Raw genomic sequence first — 23,057 nt, 5'->3', positions numbered from 1 at the left:
CATTGCCTGCCGGCATCACAAAATACCGCAGGCACTCATAGCTTGCCTTAAATCCTCGATGATGTCTTCCGAGTCTTCCAGTCCGATGCTGAAGCGGAAGAATCCCTCTTGGTATATCTTCGGATAGTGAGGCAGCTTGTCGCTGTTTTTATCATAGTAAACAATTAAGCTCTCCACATCTCCCAAAGAGACCGCATGGGTCACCAGCCGCAGAGAGTCCAGAAACTTCTGATGTACCTTCTCATCCCCTTTGATATCAAAAGAAATCATCCCCGAGTACTGCCCATTCATCAAGCGGACAGCCCGATCATGCTGAGGATGGCTTTCAAGTCCCGGATACCAGACAAACCGCACCCCGGGGCACTCTTCCAGGTACCGGGCCACCGCCAGTGCCCCAGCGCTGTGCTGTCTCATCCGCAGGGGAACCGTGGTCAAACCGCGGGCCACCAGCCAAGCATTAAACGGGCTGAGAATCCCTCCGTAGTTTACCATGGCCAGCTCCTTAATCTGATCAATCAGCTCTGTTTTTCCCAGTACACACCCGCCCAGGCAGTCGCCATGACCGTTGATGTATTTTGTCATGCTGTGGATCTCAAGGTCGGCCCCATGCTTCAAAGGATAGATACAGATCGGTCCGGCGAAGGTGGCGTCCACGCTCAAAATTGCTCCGGCAGCATGGGCAATGCCGGCGATTTTATCCAGGTCGCTGATTCCCGTTGTGGGATTTCCAGGTGTCTCCACATGAATCAGTCTTGTATTGGGACGAACGGCAGATCGAACCGCTTCGGTGTCCGTCGTATCCAGGAGCGTAACCTCCACGCCATATTTTTTGGGCAAATACTCTCGAAATAAAAGGTTTGTGGCACTGTAGCAAACTTCAGAGACAATTGCGTGATCGCCGGAGTTCAGCATGGTTGTAAAGACCGCCGCCAGTGCCGCCACGCCACTGGCAAATACCGCTCCGTCCTCCGCTCCGGTAAGCGCACAGAGCTTATCCTGAAGCACCATTTGATTTACATTCCGATTCCGGCAGTAGATATTGCTGTGGATGCCGCTCCAGTCCACCGGTGTGCCGTCCGTGGGGATTCTGTAATTGGAGGTCATGTAAATTGGTTCATTGATAGCGCCAAAAGCATCGTCCTTCCTGCTTCCTGCATGAACTGCCAGTGTCTTTGTATGTAATATCCGATTCATAGCCATCCTCCCTGTCATGCAAAGGATAAACCTTCAAAAGGCTTTCTGATTCTTATCATACATACAAAGATCAATTTTGTGAAACGAATAAATTTTATGTTATTGATTAAGAAAATTGATTGATTCTCCTTTTCAAGTTTTATAGAATGTCCTTGGAAACGAGGTGTGTCTGGTGGAAATTCGAAATCTAAATACGTTTTTACGGGTAGCCGCTTTGCAAAACTTTACAAAGGCAAGCCAAGAGCTGGGCTACTCACAATCAAACGTCAGCATTCAGATCAAGCAGCTTGAGGCGGAAGTCGGTGTCCCCTTGTTTGACCGTATTGGGAAAAGCGTTTTTCTGACACCATACGGAGAATCCTTACTGCCGTATGCCCAGCAAATCGTGTCCACTACTGCAAAAATGAAATATTCTCTGAGATTAGAGGGTTCCATGGGCGGAATCGTTCGAATTGGCATGGTGGACTCTCTGTATGAGCTGCTGCTTGAAGACGCCTTTATCAGTTATCACCGCCAGTATCCGCTTGTCCAGCTGGAAGTTGTTGTCGATGCGGCGGCCTCGCTTAAACACGCTCTGCGAAAGGGCCAGATCGATGTGGCCTGTCTCATTGACGACCCGCTTCCTCCTGCTGGCTGGAATGTTTGGGATGCTGTGGAGGTTCCCATTGTGGCAGTTGTAAATCCCTTGCATCCCCTTGCGCATCAGACGCATGTCACTGCGGAGGAAATTCCGCAGCACGATCTGATTGTGATGGAAGATTCCGCTTCATATAGTATTCATTTTTGGAGTTTTTTGGCGGCGAAAAAAATAGAAGCTCACCCGTTTATGAAACTTCAAAGCGCGGACACCGCCCGGAGGCTAGTGGAAAAAGGCCCGTTTTTGTCTGTTCTTCCACTGTATACGGTCTATACATCCGCGCAGGCCGGACGGCTTCGGATTCTCCAGATTTCCGGCTGGGAGCAAAAGCAGGCTGTTCAAATGGTATTTCACCAAAGTAAAGTAATCACTGCTCAGATGGAGGCATTTCTGGTGGAATTGCGGGCAATTTTAGGCTCCGCGCTGTCAGAGAAGCTCTGAAAATCGTTTCATTTTTGTTTTCTTCGTATCTATTCCTGAACAGCAGCGGCCGAACGAAGTTCCTTTCGTCCGGCCGCTGCCCTTTCAGAAATCTGCCGTGGTTACTCGTTTGCCAGCCGCTCAGCCAGAGCCACCAGGAAATCAATGCTCACCTCGACCATGTCGAAGTTCATGGTCTCCGCAGTGGTATGGCCGTTGCTGCCGCCGCTGACGCCGGTAGAGATGATGTAGAGGGAATCATTTTTCTCCGCAAACTCGCCGCACTCCACGCCCGCGTGGATTGCCTGCAGCGGGAAGTCCTCACCGGTCTGCTCCTTGAACACCTCTGCCGCGATGTCGCCCAGCTTGTTGCCGCCCTTCAGGGGCCAGGTTGCAAACGTGCCGGGAATGTCCATGGTAAACCCGGACAGATCGGCCAGGGCCTGGTTGATGATGGTGATCTGCTCAGACTGATAGGTGGAGGAGCTGCGCATCATGCAGCGGAACGTCACCGTGTCCTCCGTCAGGGAGAAGGTACCCAGGTTGGAGGAGGCCTCCGTGCCGCTGGTGGTAGCCAGCAGGGTGTGGATGTTGTTGGGGACAGCGCTCATCAGCTCCACCAGGGTCACAGACAGCTCCGGATCAAGAACCTTGCTGACGGATGCGTCGCTGCGACCGTAGCGGAAGGAATAGCTGGTTTCAATGGCGGAGTAGGAGTCGTCGAACTTCTTGGCGAAGTCCTGCATGACCTGATCCGCCGTGGCCACATCGGCGCTGCTGATGGCAATGACCGCCTTACTGGAGGAGGGGATGGCGTTGCTGGCGCTGCCGCCCTCGAAGCTGACGATGCTCACGTCCACCCCGGCCTGGGAAATGGCCAGAATGGCGTTGGCCATGGCTACCAGAGCATTAGCCTTGCCGCCGCCGACGCCGGCGGAATGACCGCCCTTGAGTCCGCTGAATTCCAGCTCATAGGCCACGGCGTCCGCAGGTGCGGTGGTCCACTCCGCCGCATGGGTGAAATCGAAGTACTTGCCGCCGGCGCAGGCGATGGTCGCGCCGCCGTAGCCGCCGTCCACGTTGATCATATAATCGGCGCCCTCCAGGTACTTGGGGTCCAGGGCATGGGCGCCCAGCAGACCCACTTCCTCGTCCACCGTGAAGATGAAGCGGGTGGGACCGTGGACAAATTCATCGGCATAGTCCATATAAGTCAGCATAAACGCAAGGCCGCTGCCGTTATCAGCGCCCAGGGAGGTTCCGTCCGCCTTGACGGAATTGGACGTCCAGATCAGATCCAGAGGATCGTTCTGCCAGTCGTGACTCACGCCCGGGTCCACAGCCTCCACCATGTCGATATGGCCGCCGAAAATGACCGTGGGCGCATCCTCGTACCCCTCCGTGGCAGGCAGATACATGATGACGTTGCCGATTTCCTCGGTCTCACACTGGATTCCGTTGGCAGCCGCCCAGTCCTGGAGGTACTTGGTGATCTTCGCAGTGTTGTAGCTGGAGTGGGGAACCTGGGTGAGGTTGGCAAATTCCTGGATATAGTTCATCACCACATCGGAGTCATAGGAGATGACACCTTCGGGAATGTCCACCATGGTGTACCCCGGAATCTGCTTTGCCCGGATACCGGTGATGCCGCTGATGGAGGTCTTGACGGACGTCTGACCTTGACTCTGCGAGGCAGTTTCGGTGGCAGCGGGTGCGCTCTGGCTGCCGTCATCGGGGATCGTGACCTTGTTTCCGGGATAGATGACGTCAGGGTCCTTGATCTGGGGGTTGGCCCGGATTACTTCTTCCAGGGTGGTGTCGTACTCCGCTGCAATCTTGGAGAGTGTGTCTCCGCTGACGACGGTGTGCGTCTGGGCGGCAAAGGCATTGGTACAGGAGAGTACTCCCATGACCACAGCCAGCATGGACGCAGTGAACTTCTTTTTCATTCCACATATCCCTCGCTTTCTGTTTTTCTCATAATCAATAATATTTATCTTCACTTTCTCCGCACTTTCGGCCGGTAAGAGGGAGAAATTGAATTCAAAAAAATATGGAGCGGTTCCACGCCCGGCGGAACCGCTCCATTGTGCGAAATCATTCGCTCAACAGATAGGACAACTCCTCTGGCGTGGATGAATTGGTTTGAGAATACGCAGCAAAAAGCCGGATACCAAACGCATGGTATCCGGCAAAGAAAGCAGAATGTGGGCGCAGTGCGCGCAGGAGGCAGCCGCGGCGAAGCAAGCCGCCGCACAAGCGGAATGACTCCGGAAAGAAACAACCTGTTTCATGTCTGTGCCTCCTTCTGCAAAAGTATCGTGGAAATTTTTAGCTTATCATACCAGATTTTGTATCCGTGTCAAGAGAGCCGCCAAAAAAAGTAATACTTCTTACAATAATTCGGAAAACTTAATAAATATACTTTGCTTCTGCATGAAATTTTTATATAGTTTTACATCGTATCGTGCGTGCAGCACACAAGTGCCTCTCCACGCGCGACACACTCCGCAAGCAGGCGCCGCAGCCATACTCCCGCCGGTGCCGGATAAAAGCCCGCAAAAAACGCCGGACGGAAAAATCCGTCCGGCGTTTTTTATTTTTCCTCCGGCGTTTCACCGCAAGAACGCATTTTGCTGAATAAAGATCTCATTTTGCAGGATCATGCGCCGATCCTGGGGCTCCATGCCGTTGACCAGATAGTCAAACAGCAGCTTGATGGGCTGGTACCCCTGCTTGAACGCCTCCTGCCCGATCACCGCCGTCAAGCTCCCGTCCTGAAGTCCGGGAAGTGTCTCCGTATTGAGGTCAAAGGAAATGTGTGTGACCTTTCCCAGCATCCCTGTGTCCCGGATGGCCCGGGCAACAATCTGAACAGGCCCCGCCGCCGTAAAGACAGCGGTTGTCTCCGGGTGCTGTCTGAGTCTGGCGGCGGCCGTCTGATAGGCCTGCTGCTCATCCGACATCTCGGCGCTGTCGAACAGCTTGCAGATGTCGATCAGATGACAGTCGGTCTCCAGGCGCGTAAGCTCCTGCAAAAAGCCGGTAATCCGGTTGGTATGGCTGAGCATCATATTGGTCCCGGTAAACACCATCAGCTCCACATGCTGCCTCCGGGCAATCAGGCCCAAAATTCCCGCCGCCGTACGTCCGCTGAACAAGTAGTCCGCCCCCACATAGCAAAGAGGAGCGATGTGCTCAATCTCTGAATTGACGACAACCACCGGAAGTCCGGCTTCCATGAGGCCGTTGAGACGCCTTTGAATGGAGGGGTCATTGACTGCGGCAATGGCCAGCCCGGACATTCCCTCTTCCAAAAGCTGATCAATCAGTGCCAGCTGACTTGCTGCGGAATACTTTTCATACGGTCTGCACAGGATCGTCACGCCATAGTCGGACAGCTCCTCCTGCACCGCATCCAGGCCCTGGTAGACATCCTCCCAGAACCCGCGCCGGCGAGGCGGGAGAACCACGCCCAGCTTCAGGTGGAGCTTGCGGGCCGACAGCTGCTTGCCGGCGATGTTGGGCGTATAGCCCAGGCTCTCAGCCACGGTCAAAACACGCTCCCGCACCTGCGGATTGACTCCTTCGCGGTTGTGGATTGCCCGGTCTACCGTGCCTCTGGAGACACCGGCAATGTCGGCAATCTGTTTCAACGTCACTTTCAAATCCCCCACGCTCCCCCGTTTCAGCTGTTTCAAGTGCAGTATATTAATCCGCGTCTGGCTTGTCAAGAAAAACCGTGCATTTTCGTGCATGGAATTTGGTGATTTTGCGTCTTTTAAGCGTGTCTCGTCAAAATATACACAAATGCTTTGATGTTTTTATGGATTTACAGCATTTTTTACATTAAAAGTCCATGCAAATTTTACAGAGAGCTGCGTTGAAATTTAATATTGCGATTGATATGCTATTTCCAGATCGTGCACGAGCACAGCAAGCGTGCGTTTTAGTGAAAAACAGGAGGATACCATGAAAAAACTAATCTGTTCCCTGCTGGCACTGTCCATGGCCCTATCGCTGACCGCATGCGGCGATAAAGCCCAGGACTCCGCCGCATCCGAAAACGTCGAGTCCAGCGTTCCGGCCTATGAAACCGCGGCGGATCTGCTGTCCTGGTCCTGGGATGACATCGAGGCCGCAGCCAAGCAGGAGGGCGAACTGACCTTCGCCGTTTGGCTCCAGGAGTCCGAGTGGAACGAAGTGGCCCGGCTCTTTGAAGAGCGGTACGGAATCCATGTAAACGTCATGGTGGGAGAAAAAACCACTACCATGGACAAGGTCCTCACCGAGCTCTCCGGCACCGGCTCCATTGATGTCATGTTCCTGGCCGGTGAGACCGTGGAGGGCCTGATGGATGCCAATGCGCTGACTCCCGGCATCCTGGACATCATGCAGTATAAGGACAAGCTGGTTCCGGGTCTGAGCGCCCGCAAAGAGGGCGTCAGCAATGAGAAGGGCTACTGGGTGCCCGTCTCCACCTCTCCGGCAGGGCTGCTCTACAACGCCAATGAGCTCTCAGAGGACACGGTTCCCCAGACCTTTGAGGAACTGGAGCAGTTCATCGAAAACAACCCTGGAAAGTTCGCCATGTGCATTCCCGAAAACGGCGGAACCGGTCAGGCCATGATGGAGAGCATCATCGCCAACCTGACGGGAGGGCTGGATCAGTACCTGACTGCGGAGGACGGCTGCGACCCGGCCCTGCTGGAAAAGTGGGACGTGGTCTGGGATTGGTTCAACGAGCACCGGGATGACATCACCTTCACCACCAGCAACGCTGACAGCATCAGCCGCCTCAACAGCGGCGAGGTCTGGCTGACCACCGCCTGGGACTTCAACGTCTCTGAGAGCGCTGGAAACGGCGACCTGTCCATCAATCATGGTTACTATGTACCGGACTTCGGTCTTTGCTACTCCGGCGAGGTCATGTCCGTGGTGGCCAACGCCAGCCACCCCGCCGCCGCGCTGCTGTTCATCAACTGGATGACCTCTGACGAGGGGCAGAATGCCCAGGCGGAGGCAACCGGCTATCTGGGCGCCCGGACGGATCTGGAGCAGGACATCTCTCTCCTGACACCGGAGGACCGCGCCAAGAACACGGACTGGATGGCCGCCTGCTACAAAACCCAGTACATCAAGGACTTCACCACCAACGTCCTGAGCTGAATCCACAAACCTGTGCCGGGGGACTCCACGGAGTCCTCCGGCATCAACAAAGGAGATGATTACCTTGCCGGCAGGATTGACGGTTCGGAACCTGAGCAAACACTATGGGGACTTCACTGCCCTGGACAACATCAATTTTGAGATTCCCGAGGGGCAGTTTGTGACGCTGCTGGGCCCCTCCGGCTGCGGAAAAACCACACTGCTGCGCATTATTGCCGGATTTTTGGAGTGCGACAGCGGCGAGGTGTACTTTGGTGACACGCGGATGAACGATGTACCGCCCAACAAGCGGGACACCGCCATGTGCTTCCAGTCCTACGCCCTGTTCCCCAACAAGACGGTGTATGAAAACATCCGCTTCGGTCTGCGGATGCACAAGGTGCCCAAGGAGGAACAGCGTCCCCGGGTCGAGGAGGCCATGGCGATGGTCAACCTGACCGGCTTGGGGGACCGGAAGCCCTACGAGCTCTCCGGCGGCCAGCAGCAGCGGGTAGCTCTGGCCCGGTGCGTGGTGGTGCGGCCCAAACTGCTGCTCTTTGACGAGCCCCTTTCCAATCTGGACGCCAAGCTGCGGGAGAAAGTACGGGTGGAAATCCGGGAGGTCCAGCAGAAGCTGGGCATCACGGCCATCTATGTGACCCACGACCAGGCAGAAGCCCTGGCCATCAGCGACCGGATCATCACCATGAACGCCGGTCATATGATGCAAAATGCCGCGCCCCGGGATATCTACGACCGGCCTGCAAACCAGTTTGTAGCGGATTTCATCGGCACTGCAAACATTGTCCCCTGCACGATTCTGCGCCGGAATGGGCAGCACTTTGCCGTGGAGAGTGCCTACGGCCGTCTGGAGGCGCTGGACCCCGACTGTCAGCTGGCACCGGGCACCAGGGCGCATCTGTGCATCCGCCCTGAGGACCTCCATCCCGAGCCGGGGGACTCCGACGCCCCGAACCTGATCCGCGGAACGGTGCAGACTGCCGTGTACATGGGCAGCCTGATGGATATGTTCGTCCGGGTAGGCGAGGCGCAGCTCCGCGCCGGGATCTCCAAGGACTGGGACGTGGAGGCCGGCAGCGAGATCTCCTTTTCCGTACAGCCGGAAAAGATCCGGCTTCTGGAGGCGTGAGACATGAGAAAGAAGAAACCGTTTGAGTGGGGCTATCTGCTTCTTCTGCCGGGTCTTGGCTTTGTGGTGCTCTTTCTGGCCGCCGCTCTGGGAATGATGATCATCCAGAGCTTCGGACTGCTGAATTTTACAGGAACGTCCGCCTTTTCCCTGCAATACTGGAAGGAACTGTTTTCGGGAGACCTGGGAGGCAGTCTGTTCTACTCTTTGAAAATCGCCGTCTGGACCTGCGTCATCTGCATCATCATCGTCTATCCGCTGTCCCTGGTGGTGAAAAACCTGCCCGGCAAAAAGACCTGGCTGTCTCTTCTGAAGATCCCCATGTTCATCCCGTCCCTGGTCGCCTGTCTGCTGATTACCAACGTGATCAGCTACAACGGCATTGTGAACGTAATTCTGGTAGGCCTCGGACTCATCCGGGAACCCCTGGCGCTGAAAAACGACAATTGGGGCGTCAGTGCCCTGATTACGCAGGTGTGGAAAAACATTCCCTTCATGCTGCTGATCGTCTATTCATCGGTAGAGTCCGTGCGCAAGGATGTGCTGGACGCAGGCCGCAATCTGGGTGCCGGGCGGCTGCGCCTGTTCTGGGAAGTGACCCTGCCCCTGACGTTCCCTTCGGCCCTGGTAGCAGTTATCATGACATTTATCAAGGTATTCAACGACTTCACCATCTCCCGGGTCATGGGCCCCATCTATCCCACCACTCTCTCCAACCTGATGCACAAGCAGGCATACCTACTCAACGATTGGAGCACAGCCGCCTGCATCGGCTGCCTGATGACCGTCACGGCCATCGTTTTCGTATCCGTTTACACCTGCATTGGAAACCGGCTGGCAAAGCATCTTTGAGGGAGGAAACGCCATGAATCAGAACGAAACGGCGATTGCCGGGGCTGTCCCCAACCGCCTGACGAAAAAATTAATCAAGCTGCTGCTCCCTTTCGGCTTCGGCGTACTGTTTGTCATCTGGATCGTGATCCCGCTGGCATACTCCATTTTGTGGTCCCTGGTAGACCCCAGCGTGGGCTGGTCTTACCCCGACGTACTGCCCAGCAGTCTCTCCGTGGACAATTGGATTTACATCATTGAAAATGCCAACATCGGCGGTGCCATTTTCAATAGCTTCCTCATTGCCGCCTGCTCCACGCTGTTGTCTTTCCTGCTGGCCATGCCCACCAGCTACGCTCTGGGCCGCCGGCCCATCCGGGGAAAAGAGGCTATCAAGACCGCGATTTTGCTGCCGATGATCCTGCCGGGAATGGCCCTGGCCATCTACATCGGACGTGTGATCTACTTTCTGGGGTTGTCCGGAACCTATCTGGGTGTCATCCTGTCCCATACCCTGATCGGAATCCCCTACATGCTCCGCATCCTGGTCGTGGGCTTTGAATCCATGCCCCAGGACATCCTGGACGCGGCGTCCAACCTGGGCGCCGGCCCCCGGACACGGCTGAAGGAGGTCTACCTTCCCATGCTGGCCCCCAGTATTATTTCCGGTGCCATCTTTACATTTATCAACAGCATGGAGGAATTCACCATGTCCTTCATCATCGGCGCGCCGGAGATCCGGACCATTCCCACCGTCCTCTTCTCCTATTTGGGAGAGGGATTTTCGCAGACCCGGGCATCTGTTGTATCACTGATCCTGCTGATTCCCAATCTGGTATTGCTGATGATCGTGGAACGGAATATTAAAACGGAGTACATGGGCGCGGCACTTGGAAAAATGTAAGGAGAACTACATGAAAAAACAGACAAATTACACCGGTCCCATGCGATTGGCCCACCGGGGTCTTGCTCAAGCAGCTCCGGAGAATACACTGGGTGCCTTTCAGGGCGCTGTGGAATTGGGGCTGGAAGGCATGGAGATCGATGTCCAGCTATCCCGGGATGGAGAAATCATCGTGGCACACGACTTCAATTTTACCCGGATGACCCTGGGCCATCCCACCGCCCCTACGAACCGGCGCATCTGTGAGATGACCTGGGAAGAAATTCAGTCCGTAGAACTGCCCTATGCCAACCACACCCTCTCCCTGGAACTCCCTCCCCACGCAGACATCGAGAGCATGGCCATTATGCCTGAGCGTTTGATGGGACAGGAACCGGGCAGCGACTACGCTTCGGCTCTGTCCCGGGACGGGCGAATGGCCCACCTGATGCGCTTTGCAGATTTTGATGCCTGGCTGTCCAGCCGACCGGAGCCCATCACCGTGGAGGTGGAGGTCAAATCCCCGGGCGTCATGAAGCGCATGCTGGAGATTCTGGATCACTCTTCCAATACAACCCGGTATATTCTCTTTTCTGGTGTACCCACCTACACAGAGGAAATCCAGCAGATGTGCCGCACTATGGGAAAGCCCTGCGGCCTGCGGCTGGGCGCCAATCTCCACTATTTGACAGAGGAAAACCGGCATGTCGTAGAAACGTCGGACTTCTTCGAGATCGGTCTTAACGCCGGGTGTTTTTCAAAAGACGATGTTCACTGGCTGGCAGACCGCGGCGTTCAAGTTTTCTCCAACTTGGGGGATGATCCCGGTTGGTGGGAGCAGATGTGCACATTGGGTGTACTGGGCTTTAAAACCAATTATGCGCAGGCTTTCACTGCATGGTGGAGCAGCAGCTGTTTTGCTGAATGAACACGCCGTGAAAAAGCAGCGGCAGAACACAAAATCAAAAAAGGCTCCCGCAGATGCGGGAGCCTTTTTGGGCTGTGGTGCTTTTAGTAGTCAGAGAAAAGATGCAAAAACTTGCAAAAAAAAGAACCTGATTTCCTTGGAAATCAGGTTCTTTTTGGTGGAGACTACTGGACTCGAACCAGTGACCTCCTGCGTGTGAAGATCCGTCTGGACGTCAAACGCCTGTTACCAGACGCTTGACGGTACTTTTTACTCCACTTTTTCTGAACAGGCAAGAGGTCATTGTCCACTGTGTCCGCCCGCTGATATCCGGATATTGGTCAGCGTATTGGTCAAATCCCCGGCTCCGCTTATTGAGCGGAGCCGGGGACTCTTTCTGCAAGAGGTGACCTTGTTGCCGTGATGATAGCTTGCAATCGAGAAAATGTCAAGTGTTGTTTTCGGTTCAGGCAGCTTGCCGTGCACGGGCTATGCCGCACTGTGTAGTGGGGAAATATATCAACAAGGCGAAATGATCGCAAAGAGAGTATCTCAACCAATACAAGGCGCTATCTGATTCTTTACGGCCCTGTGCCAGTACCGTCGCAGCGCCAGCCATCGTCGGTCCGATACATGGGGCCCATCTGCCAGTTCATGAAGGCCCCCTCCGGGGCCTCGCCGTAGGTCCCGTCGTAGCCACCGGTGTTGCCGGCCATGCTCCAGCCGAGGGATTGCTTGTTTTCCGGCACGAAGATCCGGACATAGGAGAAGTAGAAGTGCTCCGTCTCCAGCATGAAGGGCTGATACCAGCTGTCCATGGCGTTCTCTTCCAAGGAGACCACATTGCGCACATAGCTCAGGGCGTATTTGCTTCCCGGCGTCACCTGAAGATTGACCGCCTGCATCGCGTCCGCCCAGGCCTGAGCGATAGCCAGGTGGCCCTGCCCAGTGTCCGGGATGACCACATCTCCCCGGAGGGCGGCCAGCTCCACCTCATCGTACCAGAACCGCAGGTGCTGGAAGATGCTGCCGGAGAATACATTCTGACCGGTGCTCTCCGCCTGGAGCCAGTAGGTTTCGCCGCTGTCGGTGCAGCAGACCAGATTGCTGCCGGTCCAGACCCGGATGGCATACCGGCCGTCCGGAGAAGATAGAGTCAGGGATGCCTCCGGCTCCGGGGAGGGCGGCATACCGCCCTCCGCCCGGGACCAAGTAAACAGGCTGGGAGATGTGAAGTTGTGGGCGGTATAATCGGCGTTGTCGGTGCCGCTGCGGGTGGTGACATACCGTCCGCCACCCACGCCGTCGGTGCGGGTGAGTTCCATCACCAGCGTATCGTTGCTGCGGATGGCATCCATCAGCGTCCCCGCCTGGACGTCGGCGGTGAGCGGAGCGTCCCGCTGTTCATCATACCAGGCCCGGACGGCCGCCGTCGCGCTCTGGGCGTCATCCACGGGCGTCACCTGGTAAATCACGGAAGTTCCGTTCCCTCTGATGTACTGCACGTAGGGACTGTCCCGATACACGCAGAGGCTGCAGCGGGTGTCCGGAACGGAAAGGGAAAGGAAGTAATCCCCGTCCTCCTCCGAGGCCCAAGGATCCGTGGCAATTGGCCAGGTCCAGCGGGTATCCACCCAGCTGTACCCATCGCCGGTCAGGGTGTCCAATAGCGTCTGGACCGACAGGGCGGAGGTGGATACGGACAGGGCATCCGCCTGCCAGGTGCCGCCGGAGTTGTAATCCAGCGTCGCTTCCAGCCGCCCGGTGTCGTTATCCAGCAGAACGCTCAGGTCCTCCGCGGCCTCCTCATTACCGCTGTACGGGGCGGAGGAGTACGGCTCACTCAGTTCAAAGCTCTCCGCCGCGGCGTTCAAATGGCCGCCCTCAAAGCTGTGGGCAAAGCGCAAGCACACCTCCGTGGGATCCAGGGCCCAGTCCGCCTGACCGTCATCCGCCTGGGACTGGAGGTCGGCGTAGTAGTCCGCCATGGGCAGGTCCGTGTCCGGCCGCACCACCTGCCGCTGGGGAAACTCTCCCGGGTACCACACCTGCTCCACACACCAGATGCCCTCCGCCCCGCGGGCCATCGGCTGGGAAAGGATGAAGGTCCAGGTGATCTCCCGGTCGCCGTTCACAGTGTAATAGGGATAATACACGGCGGTAATATGGTCGCCCTGGAACTGGAAGGGCTGGCTGCGCAGCGCCTGGACATCTTCCTCAGTAAACGGCTCCACCCCCGGCACGGCCAGCACCGCCGTCTCAGCCCAGTCTTGCAGTCCCTCCTGAACAGCATGGTAATCCTCGCCGTTTTCCGGTGAGAAGTTGACGTCCGTGGGGCAGTGGACAGCGTAATAGTACCCATCGGTATCCCGGGCGAAGCAGAAGACGCCGCTGGTGTCCCCGGCACACAGGTGCGCCTCAAAGTCCGCCTGATCCCACCGGTTCACCCAGAACAGCCAGCCTCCGTAGTCGCTGTCGTAGTCCGGAGCGTAATAGTAGGCAAAGCGGAACGTCCCGCCATCCTCTGTTGGTTTCTCCATCACCACGTTGTCTGCGTATTCGCCCGGCACCTGGGACAGGACTGCACGGATCTGCGCGGTCCGCTCCTCCGCCGTCAGGGATGCCGCGTCGGTCCGGTCCGGTCGGGCACCGGTGAAGGTGGCGGCCGCCGCGATGGCCACCACGGTCACCAGGCACAGCGCTGTGACCGCCAGCATCCGGGGCTTTTTCGCGATAAGGGCGACGCGCTCCTTCAGGCCGCTCTTTCCGCTGCGCATGGTGGTGGCAGTCTGCAAAAGGCTCCCGGGGGACACCCCGGCCGCCACCAGGCCCACCAGGGTCTGGCCGTAGGCGATACGCTCCGGTTCTCCCAGGCGGCGGATTGCACCGGCGTCGCAGGAGAGTTCGCAGTCTCTTCTGGACAGCGCCGCCGCCCACCACACCAGCGGGTCAAACCAGTAAAAGCACAAGCACGCTGCCCGCACCAATGACCACCAGGGGTCTCCCTGGCGCCGGTGGGTCAGCTCATGGGCCAGGACATGCCGCAGCCCCGCCGGATCTACCGTGCAGGCTGGCGTCACATAGATCCGCTGGCGCACAAGGCCCAGCAGGCAGGGGGAGGGTACCGTTTCCGATACGTACACCGGCACCGGGCTCTCCGTTGTCTCCATCCGCCGGGCACCCTTCCGGGCCCGGGCGGAAACGGACAGGTTCACCGCCAGGAACCAGGCCGCCATCGCCATGGCGCCACAGAGCCAGACGGTCCGCAGCAGGTTGCCCAGATTGAAGATCTGCTCCGCCGGAACGGTGGTATACTCCGTGCCCGCCGGTGGGGCCTCCCCCACTGGATAGAAGTGGCGGATGCCGAAATCATCATAGTAGATATCCATCGCCCGCCCATCGCCCAAAGTACCGGTCTCCGGTGCCGGGGCGGAGGTTGTGACACCGTGGGAGGAGACGTATACCGCGGTGTCACCAGTCTCCGGGGTCAGAATATTCAGCACGCTGAGTCCCGTCCCCGGCAAGGAGATGGGCACCAGCAAACGCACGGCCACCAGCAGCCACAAGGCATACTGCACCCGGGGACTGATCCTTCCCCGCAGCAAATACCGCAGGGCGATCAGCACCAGAATCAGCACGCTGGACGTAATCAGCACCGCTCTCATAACCGTCCCTCCTCCGCTTTGCGCAGCACGGCGTACAGCTCATCGATGTCCTCCCGGCTCAGGCTCTCCCGCTCCGCCATGGCGTTGACCAGCAGCCCCACGCTGCCGTGGTACGCCCGCTCCAGCAGGGAATCTGTCTCCGCCGCCGCCACGGCGTCCCGGCTGACGGCAGGGTGGAATACCTTGGCCCGTCCGGACTGTTCATAGGTGATGAGGCCCTTTTCTTCCATCCGGCGGACCATGGTGGTGACGGTGCTCTTGGCCCACCCGGCAGAGACTCCCAGTTCCCGCACCAGCTCCATCAAGGTCTTCGGCCCGGTCCAAAGAACTTCCATCACCCGCCACTCACTGGCGCTGAGAGATGATCTTTCCATACGCTCTATCCCCCCTTTCGGTTTACTCTTGTAATCCTATTGTAGCCGATAGGACTACTTTTGTCAACCAATTATATGCAGGGAAAGTTTCATTTTCTAAGATTACATTTGGTCTTATTACAACTATTTACCTGCAAAGAAGTAATTCAAATTTAGTATCGCCCTGAAAATTTGAAAGTAAAGGTTTGTATCCAGACCGGTCCAGACCAAGGTATTAACACCTGTTGCATTTGAACTCAGAATTTTGTTCCTTGTCCCCTTTCACCATATTTATCTTAAGTCGTTGGTTGCCAAGGGATAACCTGCTCTCCATAACGGATGGCAGATACTTTTTCAAGCATAATGGGGCCCTCGGAAATATACGACACATATCTTTGCCCAACTTTGCTCCCGTCTGGATCTGGAATATATCCTCCGAATTTTTCATGGAGGACGATCTCAGATCCGTCTTCCAAAACAATTACGGGTTTTTCAAATTCAAGGGTTCCATTTGATGGATCAGTCTGATACATCATTTCCATACCCAGCAGGCGAAGGGTAATGCTCTTCACTTCTGCTGTTGCCATAAGAACCGTGTTTAGTGCCGCATTTCCTTCCAAGGTTACCCCGGATACCTGCATTTCCTGATAGCTTTCGCTGTTATCAAGTTGGAAATCAAAGATCCATTTGCCGGCAGCAACCTTTTCCGCTGCTTCAAATTCCCCTTGCTTCTCTACGATTACCGGGTCAACATTTGTTAGGTCAATGAGATCAACTAGCTCCAGAGTACCCTTGATTGTTTCTTGCGTCATGACCGCATTGTTAAGAGATCTGCTTACTTTCAGTATGATATCCCTATGTTCATCTTCGGGCGCTTCGTCGTCCAACTCCTTCATCTGTATGCTCTCAGAGTATCTTTCTTCCTCGCCTTCCAGAATGAGAGACTCCCTTCTAAAAGTTATCTCTTCCAACTCCTTTATTGGAGCTCCATCAATTGAGAAATAAAACCAGAAGTTTGTTCCGTCTCCATATATCTCCTTTAGTGTGATTGTTACACCATTGACTGTTTGAGCCTGTTCCGGGGTAATAATGCTTTCTTGGATTCGCTTTTCCTGCTCAGCACTCAACCTGCCATCCGTTTCGTCTCTAAACATATCCAGAATTCCTGTCAGCACGCCAGAAACAGCAGCAGCCGTAATGGATAAAAGTATGATAATGATTGCTGCCAAAGGGAGCAATGCTGTTCTCCTGATACGGTTTCGCGCCGGGCGAGGGTTCTTTGCTTCAGACACGAACTCGTCATCTATCATTCCGATAGCATCCAGCAATTTTTCAGTATTCACAAACGACCCCTCTCTTTACTAGATATTTCATGAGGCGCTTACGCGTTCTGTATAACATCATCTTTGTTTTCCCTTCCGAAAATCCAAATTGTCGGGAAATGTCTGAGATTGAATCGAGATACCAATAGCGGCAAGTAAAGACTTGCCGTTCAATAGGCGAAATGGACTTCAGAAAACGGTTAATTTCCTTTGCTAATTCTGCGGTCTCGATTTCATGTTCTACATTTCGACTGGACGGAACACAAGTGGATAGCTCGTCAAGAACTTCTACCATTTCGCCGCCGCCCCGTTTTTCCGCTGTTCGTCTGCGCCACTTGTCAATAGAAACTCTCCGTGTAATTTTCCCTAAGAACGCTGAGAGAATGGTTGGACGATGGGGTGGTATACTGTTCCAAGCCTTCAGGTAAGTGTCGTTTACACTTTCTTCTGCATCGTCACTATTCGCTAAGATACTATGGGCAATGGCGTAGCAGTATTTTCCGTACTTGGATGAAGTTTCTTCTATTGCTTTTTCTGATCTCGCCCAAAACAGCTCAACAATTCGGGCATCCTCCATTCTTGATCCTCCTTTGCATTGTGCTAGCACGCTTCATCTATCTACTCGGAAATCTTTCGTACAGGTCACAAACTATCTGAGACTTTTAACGCAAATTACTTCAAAAGCTGATTCTATTGCGGAGGCATTTTCCAAGATATCCAGTAGCTTTGTATATGCATCTACCAATTGCCTTGTATGAAATCAGAAGACAGGGCTCAACGTGGCCTTGGACTGCATACAGATACCACATCACGGGTTTTCATGATTTATTTTCAAGCGCAAGAAGGTCAAAGGTTTACAGATGACCCAAGGGGCAGCGGTTGACACGGTTTCTCTTCAATTTTATAATACAAATACTGGAAATCAAAAGCCCGGTAGCCCTTCACGCGGGCCAGTACAGTACTACAAGTGAATAATGGCATATTAAGGGGAAGGGCGCCATCCGTGATCGTAAAAGCAAGGACGATCTGGGTGGCTTTTTGTTTTCCAGGGAGAATGGAAGGGGGAATGTCGATGAGTGGTTGAACACCTGTTGCTGGCCAACAGAGTTTTTAAGAACGGTGGTGATATGCACCCACGCACAACGCAAAGACCAATTGGGTTTCCGAATCAAAAAGAAAAGCCGCCGAAACTGCTGCAACAGTCCGGCGGCACGCCGCGTTCCGAAAAACGCAGACTCCATCTGCAAACAGTTTAACGCGAAGGCACTCGGAACGCAAGAAAAATTCCATGTCTGAATTTCACAAAGGAGGTTCCGCATGCCAATTCTCGGTGAACGATTCTATCAAATGAGCAATTCCATCTTTTACTATGATCTGAAACCAATCCCGCTGGCGGTATACAGTTACTTGGTCTGCTGCGCCGGGCAGAAAGATCTGTGCTGGCCCAGCATCAAGACCATCGCACTGCACTGCAGCTGTTCAGAAAACGCTGCACGGGATGCGGTCAAGCAGTTGGTGGAACGCGGATTCATCCGCAAGGTGGCAACCAAGCAGATGCGCCGTGACGGAAGCTGGCGGCAGAGCAACAACCACTACTACATCCTGCCGCTGCTTGCGCTTCCTACTGCGAGGCATCGTGCGGGCACAGGGGCCACCACAGGAGATGGTGAGGAAATGTATCAACAAGACAAAGGATAACAAATAAAGAACCTCTCCCACGGCAGGAGAGGAGAAAGGATATTCAGTGAAAAAAGAAACATTCAAATCTTATGAAGATCTGCCGCTGTTGCTCTCGGTTCCGGAGATGGCAGCGGCGCTGGGAATCTCCCGCGCTGGGGCTTATGAATTGGCCCGGTCCGAGGGCTTTCCCGCACTGAGGATCGGTACCCGCATCGTGATCCCCAAGGATGAACTCCGGGAATGGATCAAGCGGAATATGGGGAAGCAGGAGACCCGGTAAAAAACGGCGGCACCCGGTTTTCCGGGTGTCGCTTTGAATTTGCTAACGAATTGATAACTCTGCCCGGTTGGAGTGGCTATTGAGGTCAGGTCATGGTATTGTGTGTCGCTGATAGGAGGCGATTCATGATGCGTGATTATATGAAAGCCCTCTGCTACAGGTTCGAGACAACATCCCGGAGGGCGGAGTATCTGGACAGGAAAATTGAACGGACCTACAGGCAGCTCTCCCGTCTGCTGGATGAGCCAAAGCGGAAACTTCTTCTGAAGATGGCGGATTTGGAAGATGCTCTGCGGGAGGAAGCGTGTCTCAACAGCTTCATATCTGGCTACCGTCTGGCCCAGGGTATCCAGCAGGAGCTGCTGGCGGATCATCCGCCGTACAACTTTGAAAATGAGGACGAACAGCGGGCCTGTGAACTGGCAGGAAAGGAGAGATGATGGATGGGGAAGAAACGAGCTAACGGAGAAGGCAGCATCCGCAAACGGAAGGATGGCTGGTGGGAGGGGTTCTACACGGCCTCCTATGACCCGGCGACCGGGAAGCAGAAAATTAAGAATGTCCTGGGGAAGACTTAGGCGGAGGTTAAGGAGAAGCTGAAAAAGGCCATTGCGGACAGCCAGCGGCTGGACATGAACCGCAGCGGCACCCATACGGTAAAAAGCTGGGTGAAGATGTGGTACGAGGTCTACGCTGAACCCCGGCTCCGGGAGAACACCAAGGACTACTATTTGAACTACATCAATAACCACATCATCCCCCAACTGGGAGGCATCAAGCTGGACAAGCTCACCACGATCCAGATCCAGAAGTTCTACAACGATCTCCAGAAGAACGGGCGGGTGCAGCGGTACCAGCACATCCAACTGAAGAACAAGGGCCTGAGCGTCCGGGTGGTCCACGGCATCCATACCTTGCTGAATAACTGCCTGGAGCATGCTGTGTCGGAGCGGCTGATCCTGGTGAATCCCGCCAGAGGCTGTAAGCTGCCGAAGATGGAAAAGCGGGAGATGAAGGTTCTGCCGGAAGAGAAGATCCGCCCCTATCTGATGGAGGCGGACAAGCGGGGGCTGCTGGCGCCCTTCTACCTGGAACTGACCACGGGACTGAGAAGGGGAGAGCTGCTGGCCCTCCTCTGGACGGACCTGGACGTGGAGAACCGAACCATCTCCATCACGAAACAGGTAACCCGCACCAAGGGAGAACTGGTGGTGAGCCAGCCCAAGACCCACAATTCCATCCGCGTCCTGCCGGTCTCACAGCAGGCGGTGGAGTTGCTGGTGGAGGAGCACAAGAAGCACCCGGGAAATCCCTACATGTTCCCGTCGCCCAAGACGGGCGGGATGTTCGATCCGGACTCCTTCCGACACACCCACGAGAAGATCCTGAAAGCCATCGGTGCCGAGCATATCCGGTTCCACGATCTCCGGCATACCTTCGCAACGCTGTCCCTGAAGAATGGGGTGGACGTGAAGACCCTGTCCAGCACCCTGGGACACTACTCGGCAGGGTTCACCCTCAGTACTTATACCCACGCCACACCGGATATGATGCGGGAGGCAGCGGATACGATGGGGGATGTGATTGGAAAGGCGATGTAACCACCAAAATAAACATAAGGCAGCACCGGGCTGGGAAATTCCTGCCCGGTGCTGCCTTTCTGGTAAACATTCTGTCAGTTTGTTCCACAGAAACATGCAATTTTCTTCATACGGAGGCCTGTATTTGAGAAAACTTTCAGGAGGGAAACCTATGAGCAAGGAAGCAGCTGGTGAAAACGGTGCTGTTTTGGGGAGCAGTGACTATTGGAACCGCGTAAACCGCACCACTTTTTTTGGCACGCTGATGCAAAGGCCGTCAGAAACGAATTACCACGAAACATTACGGGAGGTGGGGAACCGTGCTGGCGCCGCAGTGGAAGAGATCTACGACGACTTGCAGGAACACATAAACGTCATTCGCAATATATTCTCTGATCGAAGGAGCGCACTTGCCAAGCAGGTACAATCGCTATATGATGTATGCAGGATGTCCGGCAGTTTTTGCAGCCATAGCAGTGACTGCATAGGAATCCTGAATCTATCCTCTTTTTATCTCCCAGGCAGTTCTTTGCGTGACGATCGGGCTGTCCAAACCGCAATTCAAAAAATTAAGAACTGTTCAGACTTCTTTGCCAGTGAGTGCCTTGATTTGCTTCAAAAGGCTGTGGATTGGAGTATTTCCTTTGCGGCAGGGAGCGATGCAAGAAAGACTGCATTTCTCCAGGATATTTCACAGGGAAAGGATAAAGAATTCTTACGGGATGTACTGAACACATACCGTAGCAACAATGAATCGGCAGATCTGCGGGGGCGTTGTGGGTATTCCATTGGCAGCAGAGAATATCTGAACTATGTGGAACGGAAGGTCCTTTTGCAGGATCTTCCTGCTATATACAGCGATGACTACGATGGAGGCATAAAGGACTCCTTGGAAGATATCGCGCGCCAATTACAGCGGGATTTATCGCAAAACGAACGAGAGAACAACTATATCACAGACGACACAGCCCGTAACCTGCGTGCCGCTGTTAGCGAACTGGAACACTGCGGGATCAGCACAGGTATTTCTGACAGCATGATCGAGCGGCTGGCATGGTTTGTGGGTGGCGATGCAGCAAAAATCCGCCAGTTACAGCAAAGATTTAACGAATTGAATTTAGGTGGGCGGCTGCTGGAGGACGGAGTTTACGGAAAAAAGACTGACGGTGCTCGTGAGAGCTTTCTGGATGAATTAGCGCGAGGTACCTTTCCAACTCTGGCATGGCTTGACCCGCTCCAAAGCAGTTGGACGGGAATTCGGGCTGCAACCAAAATCACAAGAGATGGGCGGAATTTTTCACGCCTTGTATCCTCTGAAAGTAATATGCCACTTTTCAGGGCCGATTTACACCCCTACAAAGGGAATACAAGCTATTACCATATCAATGTGGATGCTCTCCCAGATGCTTCGGCGTGGCAGAAAAGGCTTGCATCCAAATTGGATCATACCGAGATTTCCAAAGAAGCCTATGATATCCTGAAAGATTTTCAGCACTCAGCCAAAGTAGTCAGGATCGCAGGGAGAGTGCTGTTGGTCGCGGGAGCAGCACTGGATGCTTTGGAACTATGTAATGTCATTGACGGGGATCTACATGACGCCGATCAGAAAATCGGGAAAAAGACTTATAGTACAGCTGCAAGTATTGGCGGCAGTTGGGCAGGAGGTGCACTCGGCGCCAAAGGCGGCGCTCTGGCAGGTGCTGCAATCGGTACGGCAATTTTGCCAGGACTTGGCACTGCTGTAGGCGGGATTGCCGGCGGATTGATCCTTGGTGTTGCAGGTTCCTATGCAGGTTCCTCTTTGGGAAAATGGGTAATTGATATCACAGATGTGGGAGAGTGACTATGGTTTTCCGGAAACGAAAAGAAAGAACTGACAGGTTGCTTAACGAACTGCGCCTAGGGGAGTTTTGGCTGATGCCCGGAGAGTTCCGGGCGGAGGAAACAACTGCCGGCATGACGGGATCATACGGACTTCCCGGCGGATATGGGGCGCTGGCGGCCTCGGCCGAACAGGAGGAAGCGCTGCGCCCCTTCCATACGATTGCACAGCGCACTGTGGAAGAGGTCAGTGCCGGGCTACCTGTGGCGCTGACCGTGTCGGACTATACCGGACATACCTGTGCCCTGTGGGAGGCGCGCTTTCCAGAAATGCGCCAAATGGCGTTGGAACAGTGCCGTTGGTTCAAAGAAGAGGAGGTGGGCAAAGGGGAAAGGCATATATTTCTCTTTGACAGGCTGCCCAAAGGATTGTATACATCGCTCTATCAGTGTATCCATACGGAGATTCCCTGGGCGGACGTCTATCTGAATTGTTCTATTCTGAAAAAAGAGTTTCCTCTTCATTTTGATGAAGGTTCGACACTGGAGAAGAGCGCTCTTCTAAACCTGCATGTGGATTGGGGACATTTGGTACTCATTATACAAACCGCACCAGACTTTCCAATTAAAAAGCTCACCAAAGCGCTTGCAGACGCGTGTGAGATGGAAGGCTGGATTTTTTCTGACCATACAAAAAGATTGTAACCATTACGGCAGTACCGGGCGGGTAAATTCCCCCCGGTACTGCCGTATTCTATCGGCTACTTTGGCCGTATTGGTCAGTGTATTGGTCGGAGAAAAAGCGGAAAATTAAAGCAAATTTTTTCTTGGCGAATAAAAAGAAAAGTTCCTGATTTCTTGCAAAATCAGGAACTTTTTGGTGGAGACTACTGGACTCGAACCAGTGACCTCCTGCGTGTGAAGCAGGCGCTCTAACCAGCTGAGCTAAGCCTCCATACGGATATTCTTTTTTGGGAAACCCACAAGACGCCGCGATGCCACAGCGTCTTATGGGATGGTGACCCGTACGGGATTCGAACCCATGTTACAGCCGTGAAAGGGCCGTGTCTTAACCACTTGACCAACGGGCCAGGTTTGTTTCCATGAAGCGCCTGACGGCGCTTCATGGATTGGTAGCGGCACCTGGATTTGAACCGGGGACACTGCGGGTATGAACCGCATGCTC

General features: G+C 54.6%; 19 protein-coding genes and 2 tRNA genes. 12 read left to right on the top strand and 9 right to left on the bottom strand.

Annotation, left to right across the window (positions count from 1 at the left end; all coding sequences use genetic code 11):
* Positions 1–15 precede the first annotated feature (15 nt).
* Positions 16–1,194 carry a PLP-dependent aspartate aminotransferase family protein gene (locus QZS13_RS00105; protein WP_295583997.1) on the bottom strand — a complete coding sequence of 393 codons (1,179 nt, stop codon included), beginning with the start codon at positions 1,192–1,194 and terminating at the stop codon, positions 16–18.
* Positions 1,195–1,366: 172 nt separating this feature from the next.
* On the opposite strand from QZS13_RS00105, the gene QZS13_RS00100 reads away from it, so the two are divergent.
* On the top strand, positions 1,367–2,272 hold the full coding sequence (locus QZS13_RS00100; protein WP_295583996.1) for a LysR family transcriptional regulator: 906 nt from the start codon (positions 1,367–1,369) through the stop codon (positions 2,270–2,272).
* A gap of 101 nt (positions 2,273–2,373) precedes the next feature.
* Here the strand turns inward: QZS13_RS00100 and QZS13_RS00095 are convergent, their stop codons facing one another.
* On the bottom strand, positions 2,374–4,200 hold the full coding sequence (locus QZS13_RS00095) for a M20/M25/M40 family metallo-hydrolase (protein WP_295583995.1): 1,827 nt from the start codon (positions 4,198–4,200) through the stop codon (positions 2,374–2,376).
* A gap of 666 nt (positions 4,201–4,866) precedes the next feature.
* Entirely contained in the window at positions 4,867–5,913 is a 1,047-nt protein-coding gene (locus QZS13_RS00090; protein WP_295584180.1) for a LacI family DNA-binding transcriptional regulator, read from the bottom strand.
* Between the two features lie 310 nt (positions 5,914–6,223).
* Here QZS13_RS00090 and QZS13_RS00085 point away from each other — a divergent pair, with 310 nt between their 5' ends.
* The 5 genes from QZS13_RS00085 to QZS13_RS00065 all read left to right on the top strand — a co-directional run bounded on the left by QZS13_RS00085 (position 6,224) and on the right by QZS13_RS00065 (position 11,191).
* Positions 6,224–7,420 carry an ABC transporter substrate-binding protein gene (locus tag QZS13_RS00085; protein ID WP_295583994.1) on the top strand — a complete coding sequence of 399 codons (1,197 nt, stop codon included), beginning with the start codon at positions 6,224–6,226 and terminating at the stop codon, positions 7,418–7,420.
* Between the two features lie 64 nt (positions 7,421–7,484).
* Positions 7,485–8,549, top strand: coding sequence for an ABC transporter ATP-binding protein (locus QZS13_RS00080; RefSeq protein WP_295583993.1), 1,065 nt, complete (start codon positions 7,485–7,487; stop codon positions 8,547–8,549).
* Between the two features lie 3 nt (positions 8,550–8,552).
* On the top strand, positions 8,553–9,401 hold the full coding sequence (locus tag QZS13_RS00075; RefSeq protein ID WP_295583992.1) for an ABC transporter permease: 849 nt from the start codon (positions 8,553–8,555) through the stop codon (positions 9,399–9,401).
* Positions 9,402–9,414: 13 nt separating this feature from the next.
* Positions 9,415–10,284 carry an ABC transporter permease gene (locus tag QZS13_RS00070; RefSeq protein ID WP_295583991.1) on the top strand — a complete coding sequence of 290 codons (870 nt, stop codon included), beginning with the start codon at positions 9,415–9,417 and terminating at the stop codon, positions 10,282–10,284.
* A gap of 10 nt (positions 10,285–10,294) precedes the next feature.
* On the top strand, positions 10,295–11,191 hold the full coding sequence (locus QZS13_RS00065; RefSeq protein WP_295583990.1) for a glycerophosphodiester phosphodiesterase family protein: 897 nt from the start codon (positions 10,295–10,297) through the stop codon (positions 11,189–11,191).
* 560 nt (positions 11,192–11,751) lie between these two features.
* Here the strand turns inward: QZS13_RS00065 and QZS13_RS00060 are convergent.
* From QZS13_RS00060 to QZS13_RS00045, 4 genes are all read right to left on the bottom strand, one after another.
* On the bottom strand, positions 11,752–14,835 hold the full coding sequence (locus tag QZS13_RS00060; protein WP_295583989.1) for a M56 family metallopeptidase: 3,084 nt from the start codon (positions 14,833–14,835) through the stop codon (positions 11,752–11,754).
* A complete protein-coding gene (locus tag QZS13_RS00055; RefSeq protein ID WP_295583988.1) occupies positions 14,832–15,209 on the bottom strand; it encodes a BlaI/MecI/CopY family transcriptional regulator in 378 nt (125 codons plus the stop codon). The genes QZS13_RS00060 and QZS13_RS00055 overlap by 4 nt, the downstream gene beginning before the upstream one ends.
* A gap of 275 nt (positions 15,210–15,484) precedes the next feature.
* Positions 15,485–16,531 (bottom strand): DUF4179 domain-containing protein, encoded by a 1,047-nt coding sequence (locus QZS13_RS00050; RefSeq protein ID WP_295583987.1) that lies wholly within the window; start codon positions 16,529–16,531, stop codon positions 15,485–15,487.
* The gene (locus QZS13_RS00045; RefSeq protein WP_295583986.1) at positions 16,521–17,087 is read right to left on the bottom strand and encodes an RNA polymerase sigma factor; all 567 of its coding nucleotides are present in this window, start codon (positions 17,085–17,087) and stop codon (positions 16,521–16,523) included. The genes QZS13_RS00050 and QZS13_RS00045 overlap by 11 nt, the downstream gene beginning before the upstream one ends.
* 740 nt (positions 17,088–17,827) lie before the next feature.
* Between QZS13_RS00045 and QZS13_RS00040 the strand changes: the two genes are divergently transcribed.
* From QZS13_RS00040 to QZS13_RS00015, 6 genes are all read left to right on the top strand, one after another.
* Positions 17,828–18,208: a helix-turn-helix domain-containing protein gene (locus QZS13_RS00040; RefSeq protein ID WP_295583985.1), complete on the top strand. Its 381-nt coding sequence runs from the start codon at positions 17,828–17,830 to the stop codon at positions 18,206–18,208.
* A gap of 46 nt (positions 18,209–18,254) precedes the next feature.
* On the top strand, positions 18,255–18,470 hold the full coding sequence (locus QZS13_RS00035) for a helix-turn-helix domain-containing protein (protein ID WP_295583984.1): 216 nt from the start codon (positions 18,255–18,257) through the stop codon (positions 18,468–18,470).
* A 125-nt stretch (positions 18,471–18,595) separates the two neighbouring features.
* Complete coding sequence (locus QZS13_RS00030) at positions 18,596–18,910, top strand: DUF6809 family protein (protein WP_295583983.1); 315 nt, start codon at positions 18,596–18,598, stop codon at positions 18,908–18,910.
* Positions 18,911–19,102: 192 nt separating this feature from the next.
* Positions 19,103–20,071, top strand: coding sequence for a site-specific integrase (locus QZS13_RS00025; RefSeq protein WP_295583982.1), 969 nt, complete (start codon positions 19,103–19,105; stop codon positions 20,069–20,071).
* 151 nt (positions 20,072–20,222) lie between these two features.
* Positions 20,223–21,893 carry a hypothetical protein gene (locus QZS13_RS00020; RefSeq protein WP_295583980.1) on the top strand — a complete coding sequence of 557 codons (1,671 nt, stop codon included), beginning with the start codon at positions 20,223–20,225 and terminating at the stop codon, positions 21,891–21,893.
* A 2-nt stretch (positions 21,894–21,895) separates the two neighbouring features.
* On the top strand, positions 21,896–22,576 hold the full coding sequence (locus QZS13_RS00015; protein WP_295583978.1) for a hypothetical protein: 681 nt from the start codon (positions 21,896–21,898) through the stop codon (positions 22,574–22,576).
* A gap of 173 nt (positions 22,577–22,749) precedes the next feature.
* Here QZS13_RS00015 and QZS13_RS00010 read toward each other — a convergent pair.
* Both QZS13_RS00010 and QZS13_RS00005 read right to left on the bottom strand, forming a co-directional pair.
* Positions 22,750–22,826, bottom strand: a tRNA-Val gene (locus QZS13_RS00010).
* A gap of 61 nt (positions 22,827–22,887) precedes the next feature.
* Positions 22,888–22,962, bottom strand: a tRNA-Glu gene (locus QZS13_RS00005).
* Positions 22,963–23,057 lie beyond the last annotated feature (95 nt).

Source organism: uncultured Oscillibacter sp. (assembly GCF_900546705.1).
Classification (GTDB): Bacteria; Bacillota; Clostridia; order Oscillospirales; family Oscillospiraceae; genus Oscillibacter.
The sequence above is the reverse complement of the archived record's forward strand: the minus strand, read 5'-3'. Positions and strand labels throughout refer to the sequence as shown.

Bases quoted from the DNA above. Each gene is read 5' to 3' on its own strand.
- QZS13_RS00105 (WP_295583997.1), bottom strand. From the start codon at position 1,194: ATGAATCGGATATTACATACAAAGACACTGGCAGTTCATGCAGGAAGC.
- QZS13_RS00020 (WP_295583980.1), top strand. From the start codon at position 20,223: ATGAGCAAGGAAGCAGCTGGTGAAAACGGTGCTGTTTTGGGGAGCAGT.
- QZS13_RS00025 (WP_295583982.1), top strand. From the start codon at position 19,103: ATGAACCGCAGCGGCACCCATACGGTAAAAAGCTGGGTGAAGATGTGG.
- QZS13_RS00085 (WP_295583994.1), top strand. From the start codon at position 6,224: ATGAAAAAACTAATCTGTTCCCTGCTGGCACTGTCCATGGCCCTATCG.
- QZS13_RS00015 (WP_295583978.1), top strand. From the start codon at position 21,896: ATGGTTTTCCGGAAACGAAAAGAAAGAACTGACAGGTTGCTTAACGAA.
- QZS13_RS00070 (WP_295583991.1), top strand. From the start codon at position 9,415: ATGAATCAGAACGAAACGGCGATTGCCGGGGCTGTCCCCAACCGCCTG.
- QZS13_RS00060 (WP_295583989.1), bottom strand. From the start codon at position 14,835: ATGAGAGCGGTGCTGATTACGTCCAGCGTGCTGATTCTGGTGCTGATC.
- QZS13_RS00075 (WP_295583992.1), top strand. From the start codon at position 8,553: ATGAGAAAGAAGAAACCGTTTGAGTGGGGCTATCTGCTTCTTCTGCCG.
- QZS13_RS00065 (WP_295583990.1), top strand. From the start codon at position 10,295: ATGAAAAAACAGACAAATTACACCGGTCCCATGCGATTGGCCCACCGG.
- QZS13_RS00045 (WP_295583986.1), bottom strand. From the start codon at position 17,087: ATGGAGGATGCCCGAATTGTTGAGCTGTTTTGGGCGAGATCAGAAAAA.
- QZS13_RS00040 (WP_295583985.1), top strand. From the start codon at position 17,828: ATGCCAATTCTCGGTGAACGATTCTATCAAATGAGCAATTCCATCTTT.
- QZS13_RS00095 (WP_295583995.1), bottom strand. From the start codon at position 4,200: ATGAAAAAGAAGTTCACTGCGTCCATGCTGGCTGTGGTCATGGGAGTA.
- QZS13_RS00055 (WP_295583988.1), bottom strand. From the start codon at position 15,209: ATGGAAAGATCATCTCTCAGCGCCAGTGAGTGGCGGGTGATGGAAGTT.
- QZS13_RS00030 (WP_295583983.1), top strand. From the start codon at position 18,596: ATGATGCGTGATTATATGAAAGCCCTCTGCTACAGGTTCGAGACAACA.